Annotated in this window: 18 protein-coding genes; 17 read left to right on the top strand and 1 reads right to left on the bottom strand. The window is 66.1% G+C overall.

The window, feature by feature from the left end; genetic code table 11:
- Positions 1 to 86: 86 nt before the first annotated feature.
- The gene (locus HHL13_RS05270; protein ID WP_169554674.1) at positions 87 to 986 is read right to left on the bottom strand and encodes a histone deacetylase; all 900 of its coding nucleotides are present in this window, start codon (positions 984 to 986) and stop codon (positions 87 to 89) included.
- A gap of 47 nt (positions 987 to 1,033) precedes the next feature.
- Between HHL13_RS05270 and HHL13_RS05265 the strand changes: the two genes are divergently transcribed.
- The 17 genes from HHL13_RS05265 (at position 1,034) to HHL13_RS05185 (ending at position 23,951) form a co-directional block, all read left to right on the top strand.
- Positions 1,034 to 1,522, top strand: a complete 489-nt coding sequence (locus tag HHL13_RS05265) for an RNA pyrophosphohydrolase (protein WP_169554673.1) — start codon at positions 1,034 to 1,036, stop codon at positions 1,520 to 1,522.
- Between the two features lie 44 nt (positions 1,523 to 1,566).
- Positions 1,567 to 2,460, top strand: coding sequence for a DUF481 domain-containing protein (locus tag HHL13_RS05260; protein ID WP_169554672.1), 894 nt, complete (start codon positions 1,567 to 1,569; stop codon positions 2,458 to 2,460).
- Between the two features lie 24 nt (positions 2,461 to 2,484).
- Entirely contained in the window at positions 2,485 to 3,693 is a 1,209-nt protein-coding gene (locus HHL13_RS05255) for a hydrolase (RefSeq protein ID WP_169554671.1), read from the top strand.
- Positions 3,694 to 4,704, top strand: coding sequence for an arginine N-succinyltransferase (locus tag HHL13_RS05250; protein ID WP_169554670.1), 1,011 nt, complete (start codon positions 3,694 to 3,696; stop codon positions 4,702 to 4,704). It begins immediately after the preceding gene.
- Positions 4,691 to 5,947, top strand: a complete 1,257-nt coding sequence (locus HHL13_RS05245; protein WP_169554669.1) for an N-succinylarginine dihydrolase — start codon at positions 4,691 to 4,693, stop codon at positions 5,945 to 5,947. The genes HHL13_RS05250 and HHL13_RS05245 overlap by 14 nt, the downstream gene beginning before the upstream one ends.
- A gap of 66 nt (positions 5,948 to 6,013) precedes the next feature.
- Positions 6,014 to 6,226 (top strand): hypothetical protein, encoded by a 213-nt coding sequence (locus HHL13_RS05240; RefSeq protein ID WP_169554668.1) that lies wholly within the window; start codon positions 6,014 to 6,016, stop codon positions 6,224 to 6,226.
- A gap of 93 nt (positions 6,227 to 6,319) precedes the next feature.
- Positions 6,320 to 7,618, top strand: a complete 1,299-nt coding sequence (locus tag HHL13_RS05235) for an ATP-binding protein (RefSeq protein WP_169554667.1) — start codon at positions 6,320 to 6,322, stop codon at positions 7,616 to 7,618.
- Positions 7,619 to 7,843: 225 nt separating this feature from the next.
- Positions 7,844 to 9,427 (top strand): pectate lyase, encoded by a 1,584-nt coding sequence (locus HHL13_RS05230; protein ID WP_206376852.1) that lies wholly within the window; start codon positions 7,844 to 7,846, stop codon positions 9,425 to 9,427.
- 30 nt (positions 9,428 to 9,457) lie between these two features.
- Positions 9,458 to 13,015, top strand: a complete 3,558-nt coding sequence (locus tag HHL13_RS05225) for a hydantoinase B/oxoprolinase family protein (protein ID WP_240953627.1) — start codon at positions 9,458 to 9,460, stop codon at positions 13,013 to 13,015.
- Complete coding sequence (locus HHL13_RS05220; protein WP_169554666.1) at positions 13,015 to 13,701, top strand: DUF969 domain-containing protein; 687 nt, start codon at positions 13,015 to 13,017, stop codon at positions 13,699 to 13,701. Before HHL13_RS05225 ends, HHL13_RS05220 begins: the two co-directional genes overlap by 1 nt.
- Complete coding sequence (locus HHL13_RS05215; protein WP_169554665.1) at positions 13,698 to 14,639, top strand: DUF979 domain-containing protein; 942 nt, start codon at positions 13,698 to 13,700, stop codon at positions 14,637 to 14,639. The genes HHL13_RS05220 and HHL13_RS05215 overlap by 4 nt, the downstream gene beginning before the upstream one ends.
- Complete coding sequence (locus HHL13_RS05210; protein WP_169554664.1) at positions 14,636 to 15,631, top strand: DUF2891 domain-containing protein; 996 nt, start codon at positions 14,636 to 14,638, stop codon at positions 15,629 to 15,631. The genes HHL13_RS05215 and HHL13_RS05210 overlap by 4 nt, the downstream gene beginning before the upstream one ends.
- 237 nt (positions 15,632 to 15,868) lie before the next feature.
- Complete coding sequence (locus HHL13_RS05205) at positions 15,869 to 16,774, top strand: hypothetical protein (RefSeq protein ID WP_169554663.1); 906 nt, start codon at positions 15,869 to 15,871, stop codon at positions 16,772 to 16,774.
- Positions 16,775 to 16,785: 11 nt separating this feature from the next.
- A complete protein-coding gene (locus tag HHL13_RS05200; protein WP_169554662.1) occupies positions 16,786 to 17,262 on the top strand; it encodes a DUF11 domain-containing protein in 477 nt (158 codons plus the stop codon).
- 19 nt (positions 17,263 to 17,281) lie between these two features.
- Positions 17,282 to 18,373, top strand: coding sequence for a DUF11 domain-containing protein (locus HHL13_RS05195; protein ID WP_169554661.1), 1,092 nt, complete (start codon positions 17,282 to 17,284; stop codon positions 18,371 to 18,373).
- Positions 18,374 to 18,441: 68 nt separating this feature from the next.
- Positions 18,442 to 23,469: a hypothetical protein gene (locus HHL13_RS05190; protein ID WP_240953626.1), complete on the top strand. Its 5,028-nt coding sequence runs from the start codon at positions 18,442 to 18,444 to the stop codon at positions 23,467 to 23,469.
- Positions 23,466 to 23,951, top strand: a complete 486-nt coding sequence (locus tag HHL13_RS05185) for a hypothetical protein (RefSeq protein WP_169554660.1) — start codon at positions 23,466 to 23,468, stop codon at positions 23,949 to 23,951. Before HHL13_RS05190 ends, HHL13_RS05185 begins: the two co-directional genes overlap by 4 nt.
- Position 23,952 lies beyond the last annotated feature (1 nt).

Below are 23,952 nucleotides of genomic sequence, written 5' to 3'. Positions count from 1 at the left end.
ATCTTCCTGCGAACACTATCGTTGCCGCGCTCTACGCCTCACTCGCGGTTCGCCCAAAGTAGAAAATAGCCTTGTGCTTGCAAAGGCTAGTTTGCGACGGCCTGTCCCAAGGTGCGGATAGAGGCGGCATGCCGTTCGGCGACTTCCATCGCATCCTGCCCATATCCGCCGCCCAGCGCACTCGCGATCGGGATACCCCGCGCGCCGAAAAAGCCGCCGATCCATCGTTCCCGCGCGGCCAGTCCATCGTGGCTGAGCGACAGCCGCCCAAGGCGGTCTTCCGCGAACGGATCGACGCCTGCCTGATAGAGGATGAGATCAGGCGCGAAACCATCGACCAGCGGCGGCAGGGTTTCGGCCAGCGCGGCCAGATAAGCGTCGTCGCCGGTCCCGTCGGGCAGCGCCACGTCGAGGGTGGACCGCGCCTTGCGCACCGGGAAATTCTTTTCGGCATGGATCGAATAGGTCGCGATCCCCGGCCGCCCCGCGGTGAGCGAGGCCGTGCCGTCGCCCTGATGCACGTCGCAATCGACGATCAGCACGCGCGACGCCCTGCCCTCTTCCACCAGCCTGACCGCGACGATGGCGAGATCGTTGAAGATGCAGAACCCCGCGCCGGTGTCGGCCAGCGCATGGTGGCTCCCGCCTGCGGTGTTCGCCGCATAGCCATGCTCCAGCGCCAGCAGGGCGGCGAGCCACGTTCCGCCCGGAACCACCTGAGCGCGTTTCGCAACTTGCGGCGTCACCGGAAAGCCGATCCGCCGTTCCTTGTGCTTCGGCACCCGCGCTTCCAGCACTTGGGCGGTATAATCGGGATCGTGCACCGCTTCGATCCATTCGCGCGACATCGGTTCGGGTACATGCCATTGGAACGCATCGCCCTGTTCGCGCAGCACGTCGCGCACCAGTCCGTTCTTGTTCCACTGATAGGTGCTCCGCGCCGGAGCCGGCGCGACATAGTCGGAATGGTGGACGATATGGATCATCGCCGGACTGGGTAGGCTTCGTAACCCTTGGCGGCTAGAGGAGCGGCATGACCGATCACAGCCACCTTCCCTATCGCCCGTGCGCCGGTGTCATGTTGATGAACCGCGACGGCAAGATCTTCGTCGGCCAGCGCCTCGATTCGACGCTTGAGGCGTGGCAGATGCCGCAAGGCGGGATCGACGATGGCGAAGATCCCTATGAAGCCGCCGTCCGCGAATTGTGGGAAGAGACGGGTGTCGAGGCGCATCGGGTCGAACTGATCGCGGAAGCGCCGGAGGAACTCTGGTACGACCTGCCCGACGATCTGGTCGGCAAGGTCTGGAAGGGCAAATGGCGCGGTCAGCGGCAGCGCTGGTTCCTGTTCCGCTTCCTTGGGGAGGATCATGACGTGAATATCGTGACCGCCCATCCCGAATTTCGCGCATGGCGCTGGTCCGATCCCGCCGATCTTCCCGAATTGATCGTGCCGTTCAAACGCGATCTCTATATTCAGCTTCTCACCGTCTTTGCGGAACCACTCGCCGCTGAGCGCTGAGGCAAGTCTTTTCGTTGCGACTCGATAACGATACCGGTCAGTTCATGCGCGCATTGCTCCTCGCCCTTCCGCTGCTGCTTGCCAATACGGCGGGCGATCCCGAAACCATCCCGGCACCGGTCCGGGCGATGCTCGACGCCGCCTTCGCGTCGGGCAATGAGGGCGAAGTCGCGACGATCGTCAAATATGCGCGCAATGCGGCTCCGGAACATGCCGAGACGATCAACAAGATGGCCTCGGACTGGCGCGCTGAGCGCCGCCGCAAGAACGAGAAGCGCATCCGCGAAGCCGGCCTGTTCGATTTGATGAAGGGCCGCGCCGAGCTGGGCGGGTACCGGACGACGGGAAACACCAACAATATCGGCCTCAGTGCCGTGGTCGAGCTGCGCCGCGAGGGCCTCGAGTGGCGTCACAAGCTCAAGGTGCAGGGCGATTATCAGGAGAGCCTCGGCGTCGTGACGCGCGAGCGTTATCTCGCTTCCTACGAGCCCAACTGGAAGTTCGACGAGCGCGCCTACATCTACGGCTCTGCGCTGTACGAGAATGACCGGTTCCTTGGCTTCACCGATCGTTTTTCGCTGTCGGCCGGTGCAGGCTACAGTGCGGTCAAGAAGCCCAAGCTGCGCCTTGATCTCGAAGTCGGGCCTGCGTTCCGCCATACGGCGTTCGTCAACGGCAATATCGAAAGCTATCCTGCGGCGCGCGGGTCGGTCGATTTCGACTGGAAGGTCACGCCGGGCATCACGCTGCGTCAGAATGCATCGGCCTATTTCCAGGAAGCGAACAGCACGATCACCAGCAAATCGGCGCTGCTGGCCCGCCTGATCGGGCCGCTTTCGGCGCAGCTTTCCTACACGCTGCAATATGAAAGCAAGCCGCCCACAGGCCGTGACACGACCGACACCACCAGCCGCGCGGCGCTCGTCGTGGATTTCTGATTTCCGCCGCGCTACCACCTGTTCATGAGTGCGATTTCTGCAATCGAAGCCGCCGCGATCGAACGGATCGGCGATGCCGCGATTCTCGAGCGGACCCAGTCATGGGTCGCGGTGAACAGCGGTACGCGCAATCTCGAGGGGCTCGCGACAGTTGCGGACATGCTGGCGGAAAGCTTCGCAGTGCTGCCGGGCGACCTGGCGCTGATCGATCCCGCGCCGGTCGAAAGCGTCACCGCCGATGGCAAGGTCCAGTCGCTCGAACATGGCCGCCATCTCCATCTGGCCGTCCGTCCCGACGCGCCGGTCCAGCTATTGCTGACCGGGCACATGGATACGGTCTATGGCGCGGATCATCCGTTCCAGTCGGGCGTGTGGCGCGGGGACGGAACGTGGAACGCGCCGGGCTGCGCCGATATGAAGGGCGGGCTGGCGCTCATGCTCTCCGCGCTGGAGGCCGTCGAGGCCAGCCCGCTCGCGTCGGGTATCGGCTATGAGGTTCTGATCAATTCGGACGAGGAAACCGGCTCCTTCTCTTCCGCTGCGCTTATCGCGGGAGCCGCGCATGGCAAGCTCGCCGCGCTCACCTACGAACCCTCCGCCCTACCCGACGGCACGCTTGCCGGCGCGCGCGGCGGTACCGGCAATTTCTCGCTCGTCGTCCACGGCAAGAGCGCCCATGCCGGCCGCAATCCCGACGAGGGCCGCAATGCGCTCGTCGCCGCCGCCGACCTTGCGCTGCGCCTTGCCGACGCACGCGCACCGGGCCTTGCGGTCAACCCCGCGCGAATCGAGGGCGGCGGGCCGAACAATGTCGTCCCCGATCTCGCCATCCTCCGTGTCAATTTCCGCCCGAAGGATGCCGCCGCCATCACAAAGGCGCAGATCGCGCTCGATCAGGCGATCGCGATCGTCTCGGTCAAGCATGACGTTCGCATCGAGCTCCACGGCAGCTTCAATCGCCCGCCCAAGCCGATCGACCCCGGCGCGGAGAAGCTCTTCGCACTGGTCAAGCAGGTCGGCAGCGACCTTGGCCTGCACATCACGACGAAGGATTCCGGCGGCGTGTGCGACGGCAACAATATCGCAGCCTGCGGCGTGCCGGTGGTCGACACGATGGGCGCACGCGGCGGGGCGATCCACTCGCCCGACGAGTATCTGATTCCCGAAAGCCTGCCGGAGCGCGCCGCGCTTTCCGCGCTCACCATCCTGCGACTTGCCGAACGGGGCCTCTGAATGACCTTCATCATCCGCGCCGCGCGCGAAAGCGACATGCAGCATCTCTACGAGATGGCGAAACTCACCGGTGGCGGTTTCACCAACCTGCCGCCCGACAAGAAGTCGCTCCGCGCCAAGCTCGAGCGCAGCGCGGCGTCGTTTGCGCGCGACGATACCAGCGTGGCGGACGAACTGTTCGTGCTGATGCTGGAGAATGTCGCGACCGGCGATGTGCGCGGCACTTGCCAGATATTCACCCGCGTCGGCCAGCACTGGCCCTTCTACAGCTACCGCATCGGCATCGACACCAAGTATAGTCAGGAGTTGAACCGCACGTTCCGGTCTGAGCTGCTAAACCTGACCAACGATCTGGGCGGGTGCAGCGAAGTCGGCGGGCTGTTCCTGCATCCCGGCGAGCGCGCCGGGGGTCTCGGAATGCTGCTCGCGCGCAGCCGCTACATGTTCATCCGCAACCACCGCGACCGCTTTGCCGATCGCATCCTCGCCGAGCTGCGCGGGGTGATCGACGAAGCCGGCGGTTCTCCCTTCTGGGATGGTGTGGCGGGCCGCTTTTTCGGCATGAATTTCCAGGAAGCGGACGAATTCAACGCGATCCACGGAAACCAGTTCATTGCCGATATGATGCCCAAGCATCCGGTCTATACCGCGATGCTCCCGGAGACCGCGCGAGCGGTGATCGGCCTGCCTCACCCAAGCGGCCGCGCCGCGATGCGGATGCTGGAAGGCGAGATGTTCTCCTTCGAAAATTACATCGACATCTTCGACGGCGGCCCCACCATGACTGCCCGCACCGACCATGTGAAGACGATCCGCGAAGCGAAGACCGGCAAGGTCGTGGCGATCGACAAGGGCGGGCAGCCCGCTCTTGTCTCCACCGGCCGCCTCGGCGATTTCCGGGCGACACAGGCTCTGGTCAGCGCGGTCGACGATCGGGTGATCCTCGATCCCGAAGCCGCCGGGGCGCTTCGCGTCGATGTCGGTTGCGAGGTCACCTATGTCGATCGTTGAGATCAATTTCGACGGCATCATCGGCCCCAGCCATAATTATGCCGGGCTGAGCTTCGGCAATCTCGCCGCCACGAAGAACCGTGGCGAGATCTCGCGTCCACGCGCAGCCGCGCTGCAGGGCATCGCCAAGATGCGCGCGAACATCGCGCTCGGGCTGACGCAGGGTATCTTGTTGCCTCATGCCCGGCCGCATCGCAGCTGGCTGGAAAGCTTGGCGACAACCTATGAGGACGCAGCGCCTCACACTCGCGCGCAGGCGCTTTCCGCGTCGTCGATGTGGGCTGCCAATGCCGCCACCGTCTCCCCCGCGCCCGATGCAGATGACGGCCGCTGTCACCTGACCGTCGCCAATCTGGTGACCATGCCGCACCGCAGCCACGAATGGCCCGAGACGCTGGCGCAGCTCCGCCTGGCCTTCGCCAATCCGGCCTTTGCAGTCCACGGCCCCGTCCCGGCGCCGTTCGGCGACGAAGGCGCGGCCAATCACATGCGCCTGTGCGCGACGCACGATGCGCCCGGCGTGGAGGTGTTCGTCTATGGCATCGCCGGCGGCCCCTTCCCCGCGCGCCAGCATCCCGACGCCAGCGCCGCGATCGTTCGCCGTCACCGGCTCGATCCGACGCGAACCTTGTTGGTCCAGCAATCCGAGGAGGCTATCGCGGCCGGAGCATTCCACAACGATGTGGTCGCGGTCGCCAATGGCCCCGTCCTCTTCGCGCACGAGAAGGCGTTCGCCGACAAGGATCGCTTCTACGCCGATCTCCGCGCCGCCCTGCCCGAAGTCGAGATCGTCGAGGTTCCGGCATCCCGCGTCAGCCTGGCGAACGCGATCAAATCCTATCTCTTCAACGCCCAGCTGGTGACGCTCCCCTCGGGCGAGATGGCGCTGATCCTGCCGAGCGAAGCGCGTAACACGCCGAGCGTTTGGACCTGGCTGCAGGAGCATGTCGCCGGGAACGGCCCGATCCGACGTCTCGAAGTCGTCGACGTCCGGGAGTCGATGGCCAATGGCGGCGGCCCCGCCTGCCTGCGGCTGCGGGTTGCTGCCGATCCCGCGACGATCGACCCGCGATTCCTGGTGGACGATGCAAGGCTCGATGCGATTGCGGCGGTGATCGAGGCGCATTGGCCAGAAGCGATCGCGCAGGAAGAAATATCCGATCCCGCGCTGATCGCCCGCGTCGAAAAAGCGCGCATCAAACTGCTGGAGATGCTCGGAACTGTCGAGTTAATTGACAGGTAACCATAGTCGTTAAGGCGGAAATCGCGGAAAACCGTACTTGGCCCGCACCTTGCGTAAGATATGCGCATGTTCCGCAGGATCGCACGCCTCTTCACCATCAAGACCAAGTTCGAGGCTTTCCTCGTCATCTACGGTCTCGGCACCGGCGCGGTGGAGCGCGGCCTCCACTATCTCGATCGCTTTCCCGGCCTGGGCGGGTGGATGCTGTTCTTCGTCTGCCCGATCGCGGTGTTCATGGCGGGCGGCAAGATTCTGGACAGCGTCAATGCGGCGGAGTGAACTGAGGCGTACCCGATTGTGTCGCGTTGACGGGCACGTTAACCGACGAAGCGCTTCCTCGGGCTGGAGATTCTAGTGCGGCTTTTTCCCGGAATGTTCATACCCCTGGCAGCGCAGGCGCTGCTGGTCGCCGTCGTTCCCGGCGGTCTGCTGGTGTGGAACATGCACAATGGCCAGCAGATGGAATTGGCCCAGCGCGATCAGGAGCGCCTCGAGGGTTTTGCCGCGACCGCCAGCGAAGCGCTCGGCGCCGGAAAGCCGATCAGCCGCCTGATCCCGGAACTCGACCAGCGCGATCCCCGTCTCGGCGGCCGCGTTCAGCTGGTGAATGCCGACGGCACGCCGATCGCGGGCCCGACCAGCACCAATCCGCCGCGCGCGGAGCGTCCGGTCAAGCTCAACGGCCAGACCGTCGCGCTGGCTCGCATCGTTCGCGCGCCGACGCTCACCGATGGCGACCGCAGCTTCCTCGCCACCCAGTATCTCGGCATCGCCGTGATCATCGCCGGCCTGTTCGCACTGCTTCTGGCCGCCGCCTATGAATTCGCTCGCCGCTGGTCGAAGCCGCAGCTCGAGCTGTACCGGCTGAGCCGCGAGATCGTGCATGGCGATCACGACGTCGAGATCGAGGAGCGTGGACCGGCCGAGGTCGTCGCCACCTCTCGCAACTTGCAGCGTATCGCCAGCCAGTTCAGCCGCCTCGAAACCGCGCGCCGCACCTGGCTCGTTTCGATTGCCGACGAGCTGAAGCGCCCTACCGAAAGCCTGGCAAAGCATCTCGATTCGCTTGCAGAAGTGCAGCACCCGATCAGCGCCGAACTGGCCACGGGACTTGAGGAAGATCAGCGCCGCCTGTCGCAGATGGCGGAGGACCTCAGCGCGGTCGCGCTCGCCGATCTGGGCCGCCTGCCCGTCAGCTTCAGCCAGGTCGATCCCCGCGCCCTGATCCACAATGCGATCTGGGGCAATGCCAAGCGGGCCGAGGGCCAGGGCGTGAAGCTCGAGACCAGCACGCTCCCGCAATACACCATCCTGGTGAAGTGGGATGGCACGCGGATCGAGCAGTTGTTCGGCGCGCTGATCGACAATTCGCTGCGCTACACGCCGCGCAACGGCCGGATCGTCCTCGGCCTCGAAAGCTCGCGTGATGCATGGCGGCTGATCATCGACGACAGCGCACCGGGCGTCGACGTGATGCTTGCCCAGCGCCTGTTCGAGCCCTTCTACCGCAGTTCGGACAATCCCGAGGATTCGGCCGCCGCATCAGGTCTTGGCCTCGCTACGGCGCGCGCCATCGTCGAAGCGCATCATGGCCGGATCGAAGCCAGCCGCTCGCCGATCGGCGGCCTGCGGGTCACGGTGATCCTGCCGGCGGAACCGCCCCGCGCCTGAAAACGGGAACGGGTGGATCGTCGATCCGGTTGACACGGTTGACACCTAGATTGCGAAAAACCCCTTCCCGGCAAAAAGGGGATGCCGACGATATCAAAGAGCTGTTGCTGCGGCATCGAGCACAGCAGGCGAAATCCAACTTTTCAAGCCTTGCCCAGTCAATGGCGGTTGAAACACGCCATCAAACCTTGCTACCGGTGTCATAACGATATCGGGAGAGGTTGAATGGCAAGGCTGTTGCGCTGGCTGCTGGCGATACTCGCCCTTGCGACACTCTCCGCCCCCGCCGCCGCGCAGGATCGCGCGAAGATCCTCGACACGATGAAGCGCGCGACGCGGTTCATGGTCGAGAAGGCATCGACCAATGGCGGCTATGTGTGGGCCTATACCGAGGATTTCTCGCGCCGCTGGGGCGAGATGGAAGCCTATCCCACGATGATCTGGGTCCAGCCGCCGGGCACTCCGACAATGGGTCACCTCTTCCTCGACGCATACCACGCCACGGGCGACGACTATTATTATGAAGCGGCGGAGAAGGCCGCCGCTGCGCTGATCGCGATCCAGCAGGATAATGGCGGCTGGCACTATTTCGGCGATTTCGGCGGCGCGGCTTCGACGAAGCAATGGTACGCCACGATCGGCCGCAACGCGTGGCGGCTGGAGGAATTCCAGCATGACTGGGGCAACGCCACGTTCGACGATGCCGGGACGTCGGAAGCGATGCAGTTCCTGCTGCGCGTCTATGTCGAGCGCCACGATCCCAAATATCTGCCCGCGCTGAAAAAGGCGCTGAGCTTCGTCCTCGACAGCCAGTATCCGATCGGCGGCTGGCCCCAGCGCTGGCCGCTGCGTCACGATTTCTCGCATCACGGCAAGCCCGATTATACCAGCCTGATCACCTTCAACGACGATGTCGCGGGCGAGAACATCAAGTTCCTGATCTATTGCTATCAGGTGCTGGGCGGCGACGAGCGGGTCTATGACGCGATCATCCGCGCGATGAACGTCTATCTGGTGACCCAGCAGGCCGCGCCGCAGGCCGGATGGGGCCTGCAATATACCCTCGACCTGAAGCCGGTCGGCGCCCGCACCTATGAGCCCGACGCGCTGGTCACCCATACCACCGCCGCCAATGTCCGCTCGCTGATGGATTTCTATCGCCTGACCGGCGACGCGAAATTCCTCGCGCGCATTCCCGAAGCGCTCGACTGGCTGGAGTCGGTCAGGCTCCCCGCCGATCAGGTGAAGGGCGGCCGCGCCTATCCGACCTTTATCGAGATCGGCACCAATCGCCCGCTCTACGTCCATCGCCGTGGATCGAACGTCGTGAACGGCGAATATTATGCCGACTATGACCCGGCGGGCACGATCACCCATTACAGCGCGTGGCGCGCGATCAACGTGCCTGCGCTGCGAGCCGAATATGAGAAGCTCAAGGCGACACCGCCTGCCGAAGTCGCCAAGGGTTCGCCGCTCCGTCCCGGCAATGCGGGTGCCCTGCCCCGCTATTTCCTGATCGACTCGGTCGAGACTTCGGACCTCAATACCGCCGACGGAAAGCGTTCGCCCGCGGCGCTGATCGGATCGCTCAACAAGGCCGGCTACTGGCCGACCGAATTGCGCGCGACCAGCAACCCCTATGCCGGCGACGGATCGAAGACTCCCGCACCCGGCGATTTCGGCGGCACCCGCGTCGGTGACGCCACCGACACTTCGCCCTTTATCACCGACAAGCCGGTGATCGGCATCTCCACCGGCACATATATCGACAATATGAAGGTGCTGATCGGCGCACTGGGACCGCGCTGACCGCTTGACCTGCCAGCACCCTTGACCTGAATGCGCGCGCCCCGCATCGCTTCGCCGATGGGGCGCTGGCATTTCTGGGTCGATCGTGGCGGAACCTTCACCGATGTCGTGGCGCGTACCCCCGATGGCGCGATGGTCACCGCAAAATTGCTGTCCGAGGATCCGGAGCGGTATGACGATGCTGCCGTCGCCGCGATCCGGCTGCTGACCGGGGTCCCCAGCGGCCCCCTGCCCCCCGCCGAAATCCGCATCGGCACGACGATCGCCACCAATGCCCTGCTCGAACGCAAGGGCGAGCCGGTGCTGCTCGCGGTCACGCGCGGCTTCCGCGATGCGCTGGTGATCGGCACGCAGGATCGCCCCGATATCTTCGCGCGGCGGATCGATCGCCCGCCGCCGCTCCATGCCGCGACCGTCGAGATCGACGAGCGGGTGACGCATGAAGGCGAAGTGCTTCGCCCGCTCGATCTCGACGCAGCCCGCATCGCCTTTGCCGCTGCCTATGCGGAGGGGCTCCGCGCGGTCGCGATCCTGCTGGTCCACGGCTATCGCCACCCAGCGCACGAACAGGCCCTCGCGGCGCTGGCCCGCGAGATCGGCTTCACCCAGATTTCGGTCAGCCACGAAGTCGGCGCGCTGATCAAGCTGGTCGGGCGCGGCGACACCACCGTGGTCGATGCCTATCTTTCGCCGGTGCTGCGCGCCTATGTCGAGGGGCTGGAAACGGCGCTCGACGGCGAGAGCCCGTTGTTCATGCAGTCCAATGGCGGCCTGGCGCCGGGCCGTGGTTTCCGGGGCAAGGATGCGATCCTCTCCGGGCCCGCAGGCGGCATCGTCGGTATGGCGGAGACGGCGCGCCGCGCGGGGTTCGATCGCGTCATCGGTTTCGACATGGGCGGCACCTCGACCGACGTGTCGCTGTTCGCCGGCCAATATGAGCGCGACAACGAGACCATCGTCGCGGGCGCACGTATCCGCGCGCCGATGCTGCGCATTCATACCGTCGCGGCGGGCGGCGGCTCGGTCTGCAGTTTCGACGGAGGGCGGCTGAAGGTTGGTCCGGAGTCCGCGGGCGCGGTTCCCGGCCCCGCTGCCTATCGGCGCGGCGGGCCGCTGACGGTGACCGACTGCAACGTCGCGCTCGGCAAGGTTCAGCCCGACTTCTTCCCGAGCGTGTTCGGCCCTGAAGGCGACCAGCCGCTCGATCGCGACGCCGCGCAGGCCCGGCTCTCGCAAATCGCCGCCCGGGCAGGACTCGCGCCCGAAGCGGCCGCCGAGGGACTCGTTGCTATCGCGGTCGCCAATATGGCCAATGCGATCAAATCGGTTTCGATCGCGCGCGGGCATGACGTCACCCGCTTCACCCTCGCCAGCTTCGGCGGTGCCGGCGGCCAGCACGCCTGCCTCGTCGCCGATGCGCTGGGCATCGAGACGGTGATGATCCATCCGCTCGCCGGGGTGCTTTCCGCTTACGGGATCGGCATCGCGGCGCGGCGTGAAGTGCGCGAGCGGACGGTCGAACTGCCGCTCGACGATCCCGCGCTGGAGCGCGTCGCGACTTCGCTCGGGCTGGAAGCGCTCGGCGCACTGGGTGAAACCGCCCGGCTCGAACTGACCGCGCATCTGCGTACCAAGGGCAGCGACAGCACAATCGAACTTCCCCTCGATACGCCGGAAGCAATGCGCGACGCCTTCGCCGCCGCCTACCGCCAGCGTTTCGGTTACGACCCGATCGTTCCGCCGATCGTCGACATGATCCGCGCCGAAGCCATTGCCGAAACCGGCGAAGCGCTCCAGCTCCCCGCACCACCGGAGGCCAGCGCGCCGCCGATCGGAGAGGTGACGACCTTCATGGGTGGCGCCCACCATAGGACGCCGGTTCATGACCGCGCCGAACTGGCCGAGGGCGCGATCGTCACCGGTCCCGCGCTGATCATCGATCCCGTCGCGACCACCGTGATCGAGCCCGGCTGGCAGGCGACGATCGACGGCGAAGGCAGCATCATCCTGACCCGCGCCGTGGCGCGTGCCACGGCGACGCTCGGCACCGCGCTCGATCCGGTGCGGCTGGAGATCTTCTCCGGGCTGTTCATGGCCATCGCCGAGGAAATGGGCGCGGCGCTCCGCCACAGCGCATCCTCGGTCAACATCCGCGAGCGGCTCGATTTCTCCTGCGCGGTGTTCGACGACGCCGGGAACCTGATTGCCAACGCGCCGCATATCCCGGTCCATCTCGGATCGATGGGCGAGAGCATCCGAACGATCCTGAACCGCCGCACGACTGACGGCCGCGGTATTCGTCCGGGCGACGTCTATGCGCTCAACGCGCCTTATGATGGCGGCACGCACTTGCCCGACATCACCGTGATCCAGCCGGTATTCGTCGATGGCAGCGACACGCCTGCCTTCTTCGTCGCCGCGCGGGGGCATCATTCCGATATCGGCGGGATCAGCCCGGGATCGATGCCGCCGAACAGCCGGAGCATCGAGGAAGAGGGCATCATCTTCGACAATGTCCTTCTCGTCGAGGACGGCCGGCTGCTGGAAGCCGAGGTCCGCGAGCTGCTCGCCTCCGGACCGTATCCCGCACGCAATATCGACCAGAATATTGCGGATCTCGCGGCGCAGATCGCGGCCTGCGCGCGAGGGGCGGAAGGCCTGAAACGGACTGCGGCCGATTACGGCGTCGCGGTCGTCCAGGCCTATATGGCGCACGTCCAGGACTATGCCGAAGCGGCGGTACGCCGCCTGATCCCGCGCCTCCGCGACGGCAGCTTCGCCTATGAGATGGACAGCGGCGCGGTCATCCGCGTCGCGGTCACGGTCGATCGCGAAGCCCCTGCCCTCGCTTTCGACTTCACCGGCACCAGCGATCAGCAGCCCGACAATTTCAACGCGCCGCTCGCCGTGGTCCGGGCGGCGGTTCTGTACGTCATGCGCACATTGATCGACGAAGCCGTGCCGCTCAACGACGGCTTCCTCCGCTCGGTCAGCATCCGCGTGCCCGAAGGATCGATGCTCAATCCCCGCTATCCAGCCGCCGTGGTCGCTGGCAATGTCGAGACCAGCCAAGTCGTCACCGACGCCTTGTTCGGGGCGCTGGGCGCATTGGCGGGGTCGCAGGGGACGATGAACAACTTCACCTTCGGCAACGACCGCCATCAATATTACGAGACGATCGCTGGCGGGTCCGGCGCCGGCTCCGACTTCGACGGCACCGCCGCGGTCCAGACACATATGACCAACAGCCGTCTGACCGATCCTGAAATTCTCGAAGCGCGTTACCCTGTGCTGGTCGAGCAGTTCTCGATCCGCCGAGGCTCGGGCGGCGAAGGCACGCACAAGGGCGGCGACGGCGCGATCCGCCGGGTCCGCTTCCGCGAAGCGATGCGCGCGGGCATTTTGTCGAACCGGCGCCGCGTGCCGCCCTTCGGCCTGGATGGCGGCAGTGCGGGCGCGACCGGGATCAACCGCGTCGAGCGCGCGGATGGGTCGGTGGAAGCTCTGTCTGCCACTGCTTCGGCGGAGATGGCGCCGGGCGACGTCTTCATCATCGAAACCCCCGGCGGCGGAGGCTTTGGACGCTGATGCAATATCTCCCGCTTCTCGGCATCCTGGTCGTCGTCGCGGGGTTCGCGCTGCGGCTCAACGCGATGCTGGTCGTCACCGCATCGGCCTATGTCACCGGACTTCTGGCGGGCAAGAACCCGATCGAAGTCACCGAGATTTTCGGCAAGGCGTTCAACGACAATCGCATCCTCGCCATCACCTGGGTCGTGCTGCCCGCGATCGGCCTGCTCGAGCGCTATGGCCTGCAACAGCGCGCCCGCGCGGTAATCCTGGGCTTCCGCAACGCCAGTGTCGGCAAGCTGCTGATCCTCTATCTCCTCTATCGCCAGATCACCGCGGCGATCGGCCTCCACTCCACCGCGGGCCACCCCCAGACCGTCCGGCCGCTGGTCGCCCCGATGGCGCTCGCCGCTGCCGAGAAACAACAAGGCGAACTCGACGAAGCGACGACCGAACAGGTGAAGGCACAGGCCGCCGCCACCGACAATGTGGGTCTGTTCTTCGGCGAGGATATCTTCTTCGCCATCGGATCGATCGTGCTGATCCAGGCGACGCTGGCGACCTACAGCATCGAACTGACGCCGTTCGAACTGGCCAAATGGGCGATCCCCACGGCGATCGCGGCTTTTCTGATCCACGGCCTCCGCCTGCTGCTGCTCGACCGCAAGTTGGGGAGGCGCAAGCCGGGGAGCCGGAAGCCATGATCACGCTCGAATGGCTCTATGTGCTGGTCGGGTTGATGTTCGCGGCCTTCGCGCTGCTCAATGCGCGCGACCGCAACTTCGGCAATGCGGCCTTCTGGGGCCTGATGGCGGTCAGCCTGCTGGCCGGATCGTATCTCGGCAATTTCGCCAACGGCCTGATCGTGCTCGGCCTCGCCGGGCTGGCAGGGTTCGGGGCGCTGGGTCGCGGGAACCCGCCGACCACCAGCGACACCGAGCGCGAAGCGTTCAGCGCCCGCCTCGGCAACCGGCTGTTCCTGCCCGCGCTGGTGATTCCGCTGACCGCTCTGGTCGGCACGCTGGCTTACAACTATACCCCGTTCGGCCAGTCCGGCCTGTTCCAGCCCAAGCGCGAAACCTATGTCCTGCTCGGCCTCGGCGCGTTGCTGGCGGTCGGGGTGATCTTCGTCTGGCTCCGCCCGCCCGCTACCGCACCGCTGCAGGAAGGCCGCCGCCTGATGGATTCGATCGGCTGGGCCGCCGTCCTGCCCCAGATGCTGGCCGCGCTGGGCGTCGTCTTCGCCGCCGCCGGCGTCGGCAAGGTGATCGGCGACACCACCAGCGCGATCATCCCCGAAGGCAGCATCTTCCTGACGGTGCTCGTCTTCGCGCTGGGCATGGCGCTGTTCACGATCATCATGGGCAACGCCTTCGCGGCCTTTCCCGTGATGGCCGCCGCGATCGGCGTGCCGTTGCTGATCCAGGGCTATGGTGGGGATCCGGCAGTGATCGGCGCGATCGGGATGCTCGCCGGGTTCTGCGGCACCCTGCTCACGCCGATGGCCGCGAACTTCAACCTCGTGCCCGCAGCCTTGCTGGAGCTCGAGGACCGTAACGGGGTGATCAAGGCGCAAGTCGCGACGGCCCTGCCCCTGCTCGCGGTCAATATCGCGCTGATCTATTTCCTGGCCTTCCGATGACGACCCTCACCCCCGAAATCGCCGGCACCTTCGCCCGCCTGACGCTCAGCCATCTCGAGCAGCAATATCCCTACAAGATGGATCTGGTGCTCAACGGACCGGAGGACGCGAAGCCGCCGATCGAACATCACCCGATCTTCCACGGCAGTTTCGACTGGCATAGCTGCGTTCATGGCTGGTGGCAGGTCATGCGGTTGCTACGGCGCTATCCGGACCTGCCTGAAGCGGCGGAAATCCAGACCCGCGCCAACCGCATGCTGACGCCGGATAAGGTTGCCGGCGAACTCGCCTTTCTCTCGCGCCCGATGTCGGCGGGGTTCGAGCGCCCCTATGGCTGGGGATGGCTCCTCGCGCTGCACAGCGAGCTGGCACGGCATGATGCGCCCTGGGCCGAGGCGCTGGAACCGCTGGCTCGAGCCTTTGCCGCGCGTTTCCGCGATTTCCTGCCCAAGCTGACCTATCCGATCCGGGTCGGCACGCATTTCAACACCGCCTTCGCGCTGATCCTTGCCCGCGACTGGGCGGCGGATCACGATCCCGAGCTGGTCCCACTGATCGAAGCTCGCGCGCTGGACTGGTTCGCGCGGGACCGCGATTGCCAGGCGTGGGAACCGGGCGGCGACGAGTTCCAGTCGCCGGCGTTGATCGAGGCGCTGCTGATGAGCCGTGTCCTGTCCGCACCCGCATTCGCCAGCTGGTTCGACGCCTTCCTGCCGCGCTGCGCACAAAGCGAGCCGTTAACGCTTTTCACGCCCGCCCATGTCTCGGATCGCGACGACGGCAAGATCGCCCATCTCGACGGCCTGAACCTCAGCCGGGCGTGGTGCTGGCGGGGGCTGGCGGCGAAACTGGGCCCGGCTCATCCCGCATCGGATGTGGCCCGCGCCGCAGCGGATCGTCACCTCGAGGCCAGTCTTGGCCATCTCGACGACAGCTATATGGGCAGCCATTGGCTCGCGACGTTCGCGCTTCTTGCGATAGATCACGGATAGGTATCTTTACCTAAGGGACTCACCGTGATCGGGTCTTGCCAAATATCCTGAAATACTTTTGGCGATGTATCCGAATTGGATGAATCTAATAGATTCAGCGTATTAGTACCTAGCCGCCATTTAAATCAGCCATAACTGAAATCGGGCACTTACCTCCGCGATATTCGTGAGTGGCGAGTGTATATAGTGTCGTTGATCGACGGGATCATGGCTGGATTGCTTGGAGGCTGCGGCTGCATGTTCGCTGCAGCGCCCGCGTCCGCGTCCATTCCCGCGGGTGCGATGCTGCCCAACACCGCAACGGTCAGCTATACCGTCGATGGAAAGACGGGCAGCGTCGCGTCGAACCTCGCGGCCGTTCGCGTCGGTGAAGTTCTGGATCTGCGGCTGGTTCCCACCGCGTCCAGCCTGGCCATTGGCCCCGGCCTGACTCCGGTCGCATTCCACCTCACCAACGCCGGCAATGGCCGGGAAGCATTTACCTTGTCCGGCCGGCTGGAGGGCGTGGACGCGACCATCGAGGCGTTCGCGATCGACATCGATGGCAATGGCGAATTCGATCCCGCGATCGACGTCCGGATCGAGCCGGGGGCGGTCACGCCCCGCCTCGCTTCCGACGCGTCGGTGACGTTCCTCGCGCTGATCCGCGCCAACGCCCCGGCGGCGGGCGGCAAGCTGATCGTGGCGGCACGCGCGGTCACCGGATCGGGCGAACCCGGCACGGGCTATAACGGCCTTGGCGACGATGGGTGCGATGCCGTGGTCGGCGCGACCACCGCCGCCGCCGAAGCCAGCGTGACTCTGACCATCGCCTCGGGCGACCGCAACAGCGTTTCGGTGTTCAAGTCCCAGGCGGTCAGCGCGCCCAATGGCAGCACCGATCCGGTCCGCGGCGCAACCGTCACCTACACGCTCGAATCCCGCTTCGGCGGGAGCGGCGCCGTCCGCGATGCCCGCCTTGCCGACGAGATCCCCGCCGGCACGGTCTATGTCCCGGGCAGCCTGCGCCTCGACGGCGCCGCACTTACCGATGCCGATGGCGACGATGCCGGCAGTTTCGACGGGGCCGCAATCCGCGTCGCCCTTGGCGACATTAGCGGCCCGGCCACCCGCACCATCCAGTTTCAGGTCAAGATCAAGTGAGGAGCACTTCCATGCCTGCGTATTTGAAGTCTGGCGGGGCGGTCGCGCTGCTCGCCATCGCCGTGCCGGCGCTTGCGGTCGGCAATCCCGTTTCGATCAGCTCTCGCGTTCTGGCGGAAGTCCGCAAGTCTGCGGCCGACGGTACGACGCGCGTCGAGCTGGCAGCCCCTGGCCGCGTCACGCCGGGCGACCGGGTCGTCTATCAGATCACCGTCCGCAATTCGGGCAGCCAGGCCGCGCGCGACCTCGTCATCGCCAACCCGGTGCCGGCGCAGCTTGCCTATGCCGGCCCCGCCCAGGGTTCGCCTGCGCCGGAGCTGTCGATCGACGGCCAGCGCTTTGCCCCCATCGCCCAGCTGACCGTGCGCACCGCGAACGGCCAGTCGCGCGCCGCCACGCTGGCCGATGTCCACATCGTCCGCTGGCGTATCGCCTCGGTTCCCGCTGGCGGCTCCGCCAACGTCTCATTCCGCGCCACCCTCAAGTAATTCAAAGGATTAGTTCGTCATGCACCACAAGCTCAAGCTGCTCGGCGGCGCGGCGATCGTCTCGATCTTCGCTTCCCCGGCCTTCGCTCAGGAAACCCCTGCCGGCACCAGCATCAACAACCAGGCGACCGTTACCTACTCGGTCGGCGGTTCGAACGGATCGAGCACGTCGAACACCGCGACCTTCGTGGTCGACAAGAAGGTCAATCTCGCCGTCGCCGAAGTCGGCGGCACTTCGACCAAGGTTTCGATCGGCGGCACCGATCAGGTGACGACCTTCACCGTGACCAACCTGACCAACGCGACGCAGGACATCCGCCTGTTCGGCGGCCAGCAGGTCGTTTCGATCCCGCTGCTCGGCACCGACGATTTCAACGTCACCAGCCTGCGCGTGTTCGTCGACAGCAACGGCAACAACACCTATGACGCCGGCGTCGACACCGCGACGTTCATCGACGAACTCGCGCCCGACGCCACCGTCACCGTGTTCATCGTTGCGAACATCCCGAACACGGCTGGAATCCATACGGCGATCGTCGGCCTGGAAGGTACTGTTGCGGCGGGCGGCACGCCGGGTTCGCTCGGCGCTGATCTGGTCGCCACGCCGCTGCTCACCGCGGATTCGGCCGGCACCGTCGACATCGTCTTCGCCGATGATGCCAATTTGCTCGATCAGCTCCGGGACGGCGCACACTGGGCATTCGATGCCTATACGATCGACAGCGCATCGGTGACGGTGAACAAGACCGCACGGGTGGTCAGCGATCCCTACAACCTCCTCGTCAATCCCAAGGCGATTCCCGGCGCGGTAGTGGAATATTGCATCAGCATCGCCAATGCCGGCCCCGGCATCGCGAGCGGCGTGCAGCTTTCGGACGCGATCCCCAGCGGCACCACCTTCGTGCCCGGTTCGATCTCGGTCGGCGGGCTTGGCGTCGGCCAGTGTCTGCTCAACGGCACGGCCGAGGACGACAACAATACCGGCGCAGATGAAAGCGACCTCTACGGTGGCTCGTTCGACAGCAGCGGTAACGGCACCGTCCATGCGACTGTCGGCAACGTGCTGCCCTTGATCCCGCTGAACGTCTCGTTCCGCGTGACGATCAACTAAGCGGCACTCCAAGGCGATCCCCCCCGCCCGGTGCGCGCCCTCCCTCGCGCACCGGGATGGGGAGACCTATGCCCGGCATCCTCGCTTCCCTGAAAACGGCCCTGGCCGTGCTTGCGCCGATCGCCGCGCTGCTTGCCTCCCCGGCGAGCGCGCAGATGCCGATCCGCAACACCGCCACGCTGACCTATGCGTCCGCTTCCGGCGATCACTCCGTCGCGTCCAATACGGTCGAGCTGACGCCGGCCAAATATCACACGCGGATTTCCTTCCGGCGCCTGCCGGCCGACTTCACGATCGACTACAGCCAGCTGAAGTGCCAGCCGCAGCCCGTGGTCTACACGCCGCAATGGGTCAGCGCGGAAATGCTGGCCAAGGCGCAGCCGCTGCGCTCGCTCAATGTCGAAAATCCGATGATCATCGTCATCGAGGCACCGGGCGAGAATTACGATCCGGACAGGATCGAGACGACGGTTCTTCATGCCGATTCGGGCAAGCGGACCGGCGATGCGATCCTGTTCGAGACCGGCCCGAACACCGGCGTCTTCGCAGGCGCATTCCCGCCCAGCACGCTTCATTCGGGCCAGACCGAGCGGATCGCCTGCGACCTGACCCGCGACAATAACGGCTGGCTCACTTTGTCCTTCTCCGAAGATGACGACAGCTACGGCTCGACCGCGAACCTGCTGATCGATCCGCTGGGCCATGTGTTCGATTCGAAGACCGGCAAGCCCGTCAACGGCGCGACGGTGACGCTGATCGACGATGCGACCGGCCTGCCCGCCACGCAGGTGTTCGGCGACGATGGCGTGAGCGCCTATCCGAACCAGGTCGTCACCGGCCAGAGCGTCACCGATGCTGGCGGCTGGCACTATGCGATGGAGGATGGCGACTTCCGCTTCCCGCTGCTGCCCCCGGGCCGCTATCGCCTCGTCGTCACGCCGCCGGCTGGATATACCGCGCCATCGGTCGTCTCGCCCGACGGCTTCGCCGCGATGCGCAATCCGCATGGCGAGCCCTACACGATCACCGGTGCCTCCTATGGCGGCGCGTTCGTGCTTTCCACGCCGGATCCGGTGACGATCGACATCCCGATCGATCCCGAACGTGCGGCGACTCAGCAACTGGCCGCGCCGCGCCTGATCGTCGAAAAGACCGCATCGGTGCGCGAAGCCGAGATCGGGGACTTCGTCCAGTACCGGCTCGATATCCGCAATGCGGGCAACGACGCCGCAACGCCGGTTACCGTCACCGACACGCTGCCGCGCGGGCTGCGCTATCGCAAGGGTTCGGCGCGTGGTGCGCCGGAGCCCGTGGTCAGCGCCGATGGGCGCACCGTCACCTTCACCCTCGCCACACTGGGCATCGGCGCCGAGGCGCATATCACCTATCTGGTCGAGATCGCTCCCGGTGCGCCTCCGGGGGATGCAGTGAACCATGTCGTCGTCCGCTCGCCGAGCCAGGCCGGTCCGGTCAGCGGGGCGGCCAGCGCGCCGGTGCGCATCCGCCGTTCGCTGTTCACCGATGCCTTCACCGTGATCGGCCGTGTCACCGAAGGGGGCTGCTACGATCCCGAGCGCGGCCGCAAGGGCGTTGCCGGCATCCGCCTGCTGATGGAAGACGGCAGCTATGTCGTCACCGACAAGGACGGCTTCTATCATTTCGAAGGCGTCGCGCCGGGCACCCATGTCGTCCAGCTCGACCGCGCCAGCGTACCGCGCACGCATGAGCCGATCAGCTGCGACCGCGATACCCGCGCCGCGGGCAGCGACATCTCGCGCTTCGTCGAAGGCAGCGGCGGCAGCCTCCAGCGCGTCGATTTCCAGCTCAAGCCGACCGGCCTCGCCGCCATCGAGCGCGACGCCCTGCCCGTCACCTCGACCGAGGCCGCCCAGGCCGCGGGCAACCGCAGCGACTGGCTCGACCGTGCCGAGCCGGGCATCGGCTTCCTGTTCCCTGAGGTCGATCATAATCCCCGCGCGCCCGCCGTCCGCGTCGTGATCCGCCACCTGCCGGGCCAGCGCGTCGCCCTCACCCTCGACGGCAAGCCGGTCGATGCGCTCAGCTTCGACGGCAGCGACAGCGATGCCGCGCGCGGCGTGGCGATCTCGCGCTGGACGGGCCTTGCGATCGTGGAAGGCGACAACCGCCTGCAGGCGCGCGTGCTCAACGCCGACGGCAGCGTCGCCGCCACGCTCGATCGTATCGTCCATTACGCCAACACCCCCGCCCGCGCCATCTATGTCCCCGAACAGTCGCGCCTCGTCGCCGACGGGCTCACCCGTCCGCTGATCGCCGTGCGCGTCACCGATCGCGCGGGCCGCCCCGTTCGCGCCGGCACCCTCGTCCCGTTCCGCGTCGATCAGCCCTATCAGGCCGCCAGCGAAGCCGCTGCCCAGCAGGGCCGCCAGCTTGCCGGTCTGGAGCGCACCGAAGCGACCGGCCAGGTGGTCGGCGACGATGGCCTTGCCTTCATCGCGCTCCAGCCGACGCGCCAGTCCGGCATGGTCCATGTCACCGTCACGCTGGCGGACCGCGAGCGCGAACAGGTCAGCGAAGTGAAGGCATGGCTCGCGGCCCCGGCGCAGGATTGGGTGGTGGTCGGGTTCGGCAAGGGCACGGTCGGGTACGAAGCGCTCTCGGGCGCCGAACGCCTTGCCACCGGCAAGCGCCACGAAGTCATCGCCGACGGCCAACTCGCGCTCTATGCCAAGGGTCGAATCCGCGGATCGTGGCTCCTGACGCTGGCCTATGACAGCGACAAGGACGGCGAGCGGATGCGCGAGCGCGGCGTGCTCGGCGCGATCGATCCGGGCCGCTACTACACCGTCTATGGCGACGGCACCGAACAGGGCCAGGACGCGCCCAGCCGCCGCAAGCTCTACGTCCGTCTCGAGCGCCCCGAATTCAACGCGCTGTTCGGCGATTATGAGACCGGGTTCGTCGATACCAAGCTCGGCCGCTACAGCCGCACGATGAACGGCGTCCGCGCCGAATATACCGGCAGTGCCCTGCATATCGCCGCCTTCGCCGCCAATGACGACAGCCGCTATGGCCGCGACGAGATCCAGGGCAACGGCCTGTCCGGCCCCTATCGGCTCTCGGCCCGTGACCTCGTGCCGGGCAGCGACAAGCTGACCCTCGAGGTTCGCGATCGCTTCCGTTCGGAACTGATCCTCGATAGCCGCGTGCTGACCCGGCACGTCGATTACGACATCGACTCGCTGGCGGGCACCGTCCGCTTCCGCGACCCGATCCTCAGCCGCGACGCCGAAATGAACCCGATTTTCATCGTGGCGGAATATGAGACTGCCGGCGGCGTCAAGACGCTGGCCGCCGGCGCACGCGCCTCGGTCAAGGTCGGCCCGGCTGAGATCGGCGCGACCGTGCTGCGCGACGAGAGCTTCGGCGACGCCACCCTCGCCGCGATCGACCTCAAGCTGCGCGTTTCGGCCACCACCGAAATCCGCGCCGAGGCCGGCGCCGGTGGCCGCAAGGGCATCGATCAGGGCCGTGCATGGCTGGTCGAGGCCGAGCATCACGGATCGCTCGCCGACGTCATCGCCTATGCCCGCCAGCAGGACCGCGACTATGGCTTTGGTCAGCAGAATGGCGGCGAAGCCGGATCGCGCAAGATCGGCGCGGATGGCCGCCTGAAGCTCGGCTCGCTGTGGAGCATCGCCGCGTCGGCATGGCATCAGCAGGACCTTGACGGCCCCGCCGGCCGCATCGCCGCCGATGCCCGCGTCGAATATCGCCGTGCCGCCGGTACGCTCTATGGCGGCTTCCGCATGGCGTCGGATCGCGGCGTCGGCGGGGCGGAGCGGGACTCGATCCTGCTCACGCTCGGCGGCACCCAGAAGCTGCTGAACAACCGGCTCGAGATCACCGCCGAAACCCAGCTCCCGCTGGGCGGCAAGAACGACAGCGCCGATTTTCCGGCGCGCCAGAATCTCGGCGCGTCGTGGCGCTTCAACGACTGGCTGCGCCTGATCGGCGATGTCGAAGTGGCGAAAGGTGAGAAGTTCACCGCGCAGAACACCCGCCTCGGCTTCGACGTCGCGCCCTGGGGCGGCGCACGCCTGCTCGCGACGATGAACCAGGGGCAGATCGGCGAGAATGGCCGCCGCACCTTCGCGCAATATGGCCTCAGCCAGTCGCTGCCGATCGGCAAGCGCTGGACCATCGACGTCACGCTCGATTCGGCCAGCACGCTTTCGGGCCATGTCCCGGCGGGCGACGTGGTGAACCCGCTTCAGCCGGTATCGTCGGGCGGTTTCCTCGATCGCAGCGGCTTGCAGGAGGATTTCACCGCGACCACGCTCGGCGCAACCTATCGCGGCGACCGGTGGAGCTGGAACGGCCGCGCCGAATATCGCGTCGCAGGCCGCGAACAGCGCTTCGGCCTGACCTCGAACCTGCTGCGCACGCTGGGCGACGGCGCGACGCTGGCTTCGGGCATCCGCGCCTTCCGTCTGCGCGAGAAGAGCGGCGCGGTGTCGAGCTCGGTCAATGCCGATCTGGCTCTCGCGCTGCGCCCGATCGACAGCCGCTGGTCGCTGCTCGAACGCTTCCAGCTGCGCCACGAAAGCGCGGGTGGCGCGACCAGCCGCGGCAACGCGCTGGGCATCCCCACCTTCGCCAACGGCACCCTGGCCACCTTCCGCCTCGTCAACAATATCGCGGTCAACTACCGCACCGGCAGCGAAGGCGCGGGCCACGGGTTCGAAGCGAGCATCTATTACGGGGCAAAATATGTCCGCGGCCGCTATGCCGACGAAAAGGTCGACGGCTTCGTCGATGTGCTCGGCGTCGAAGTCCGCAAGGATATTACCACCCGGATCGACATCGGCGCACAGGCCAGCGCGCAGCACAGCTGGAAGATCGGCGCGATCAGCTGGTCGCTCGGCCCCTCGGTCGGCGTCTCGCCCGCCCGTAATCTGTGGATCACCGGCGGCTACAACATTTCGGGCTATCGCGATCGCGACTTCGAGGAAGCCCGCTGGACCCGCCAAGGCCCCTACGTCACCGTCCGGATGAAGTTCGATCAGGGCAGCCTGGGCGACCTCGTCCGCCCTCTGCTGGGAGGATCACGATGAGAAAGGCATTCCGCCTGCTCCCGCTCATGCTGCTGATGGCATTCGCGCCGCTGACGATCACCAAGACGTCGGCGGTGGTGTCCGACCCGCAGGGCAATCTGCTGCCCAAGCGGGTTCCGGGTTCGCTGGTCGACTATACGGTGACGATCAGCAATCCGAACGGCGCGCTGACCACGGTCAATGGTGTCACCTTCGCCGATGCAATCCCCGCGAATACGGTGCTGCGCGTCGGCGATCTCGGCTTGCTCCCCGGCTCCGGGCCGATTGTCTATACCGATGGTCTGAGCCTGCTGAGCTACAGCTTCACCTCGCTCGGCAGCAGCACCGACCGGCTCGACTTCTCGAACGATCACGGCGCGACCTGGACCTACACGCCCAGCGGCGAATTCGACGCGAACGTCACCAACATCCGTGTGCGGATGGGCGGCAATCAGGTCGCCGGGTCATCCTTTACGCTGCGTTTCCGCGTGAAGGTGAAGTGAG

This window comes from Sphingomonas sp. G-3-2-10, assembly GCF_012927115.1.
Taxonomy (GTDB): domain Bacteria; phylum Pseudomonadota; class Alphaproteobacteria; order Sphingomonadales; family Sphingomonadaceae; genus Sphingomonas.
Note: the sequence above shows the minus strand (reverse complement) of the source record. Positions and strands in the feature narration are given on the sequence as shown.

Coding starts and splice junctions, on each gene's coding strand:
- HHL13_RS05270 (WP_169554674.1), bottom strand. CDS start 986: ATGATCCATATCGTCCACCATTCCGACTATGTCGCGCCGGCTCCGGCG.
- HHL13_RS05265 (WP_169554673.1), top strand. CDS start 1,034: ATGACCGATCACAGCCACCTTCCCTATCGCCCGTGCGCCGGTGTCATG.
- HHL13_RS05260 (WP_169554672.1), top strand. CDS start 1,567: ATGCGCGCATTGCTCCTCGCCCTTCCGCTGCTGCTTGCCAATACGGCG.
- HHL13_RS05255 (WP_169554671.1), top strand. CDS start 2,485: ATGAGTGCGATTTCTGCAATCGAAGCCGCCGCGATCGAACGGATCGGC.
- HHL13_RS05250 (WP_169554670.1), top strand. CDS start 3,694: ATGACCTTCATCATCCGCGCCGCGCGCGAAAGCGACATGCAGCATCTC.
- HHL13_RS05245 (WP_169554669.1), top strand. CDS start 4,691: ATGTCGATCGTTGAGATCAATTTCGACGGCATCATCGGCCCCAGCCAT.
- HHL13_RS05240 (WP_169554668.1), top strand. CDS start 6,014: ATGTTCCGCAGGATCGCACGCCTCTTCACCATCAAGACCAAGTTCGAG.
- HHL13_RS05235 (WP_169554667.1), top strand. CDS start 6,320: ATGTTCATACCCCTGGCAGCGCAGGCGCTGCTGGTCGCCGTCGTTCCC.
- HHL13_RS05230 (WP_206376852.1), top strand. CDS start 7,844: ATGGCAAGGCTGTTGCGCTGGCTGCTGGCGATACTCGCCCTTGCGACA.
- HHL13_RS05225 (WP_240953627.1), top strand. CDS start 9,458: ATGCGCGCGCCCCGCATCGCTTCGCCGATGGGGCGCTGGCATTTCTGG.
- HHL13_RS05220 (WP_169554666.1), top strand. CDS start 13,015: ATGCAATATCTCCCGCTTCTCGGCATCCTGGTCGTCGTCGCGGGGTTC.
- HHL13_RS05215 (WP_169554665.1), top strand. CDS start 13,698: ATGATCACGCTCGAATGGCTCTATGTGCTGGTCGGGTTGATGTTCGCG.
- HHL13_RS05210 (WP_169554664.1), top strand. CDS start 14,636: ATGACGACCCTCACCCCCGAAATCGCCGGCACCTTCGCCCGCCTGACG.
- HHL13_RS05205 (WP_169554663.1), top strand. CDS start 15,869: ATGTTCGCTGCAGCGCCCGCGTCCGCGTCCATTCCCGCGGGTGCGATG.
- HHL13_RS05200 (WP_169554662.1), top strand. CDS start 16,786: ATGCCTGCGTATTTGAAGTCTGGCGGGGCGGTCGCGCTGCTCGCCATC.
- HHL13_RS05195 (WP_169554661.1), top strand. CDS start 17,282: ATGCACCACAAGCTCAAGCTGCTCGGCGGCGCGGCGATCGTCTCGATC.
- HHL13_RS05190 (WP_240953626.1), top strand. CDS start 18,442: ATGCCCGGCATCCTCGCTTCCCTGAAAACGGCCCTGGCCGTGCTTGCG.
- HHL13_RS05185 (WP_169554660.1), top strand. CDS start 23,466: ATGAGAAAGGCATTCCGCCTGCTCCCGCTCATGCTGCTGATGGCATTC.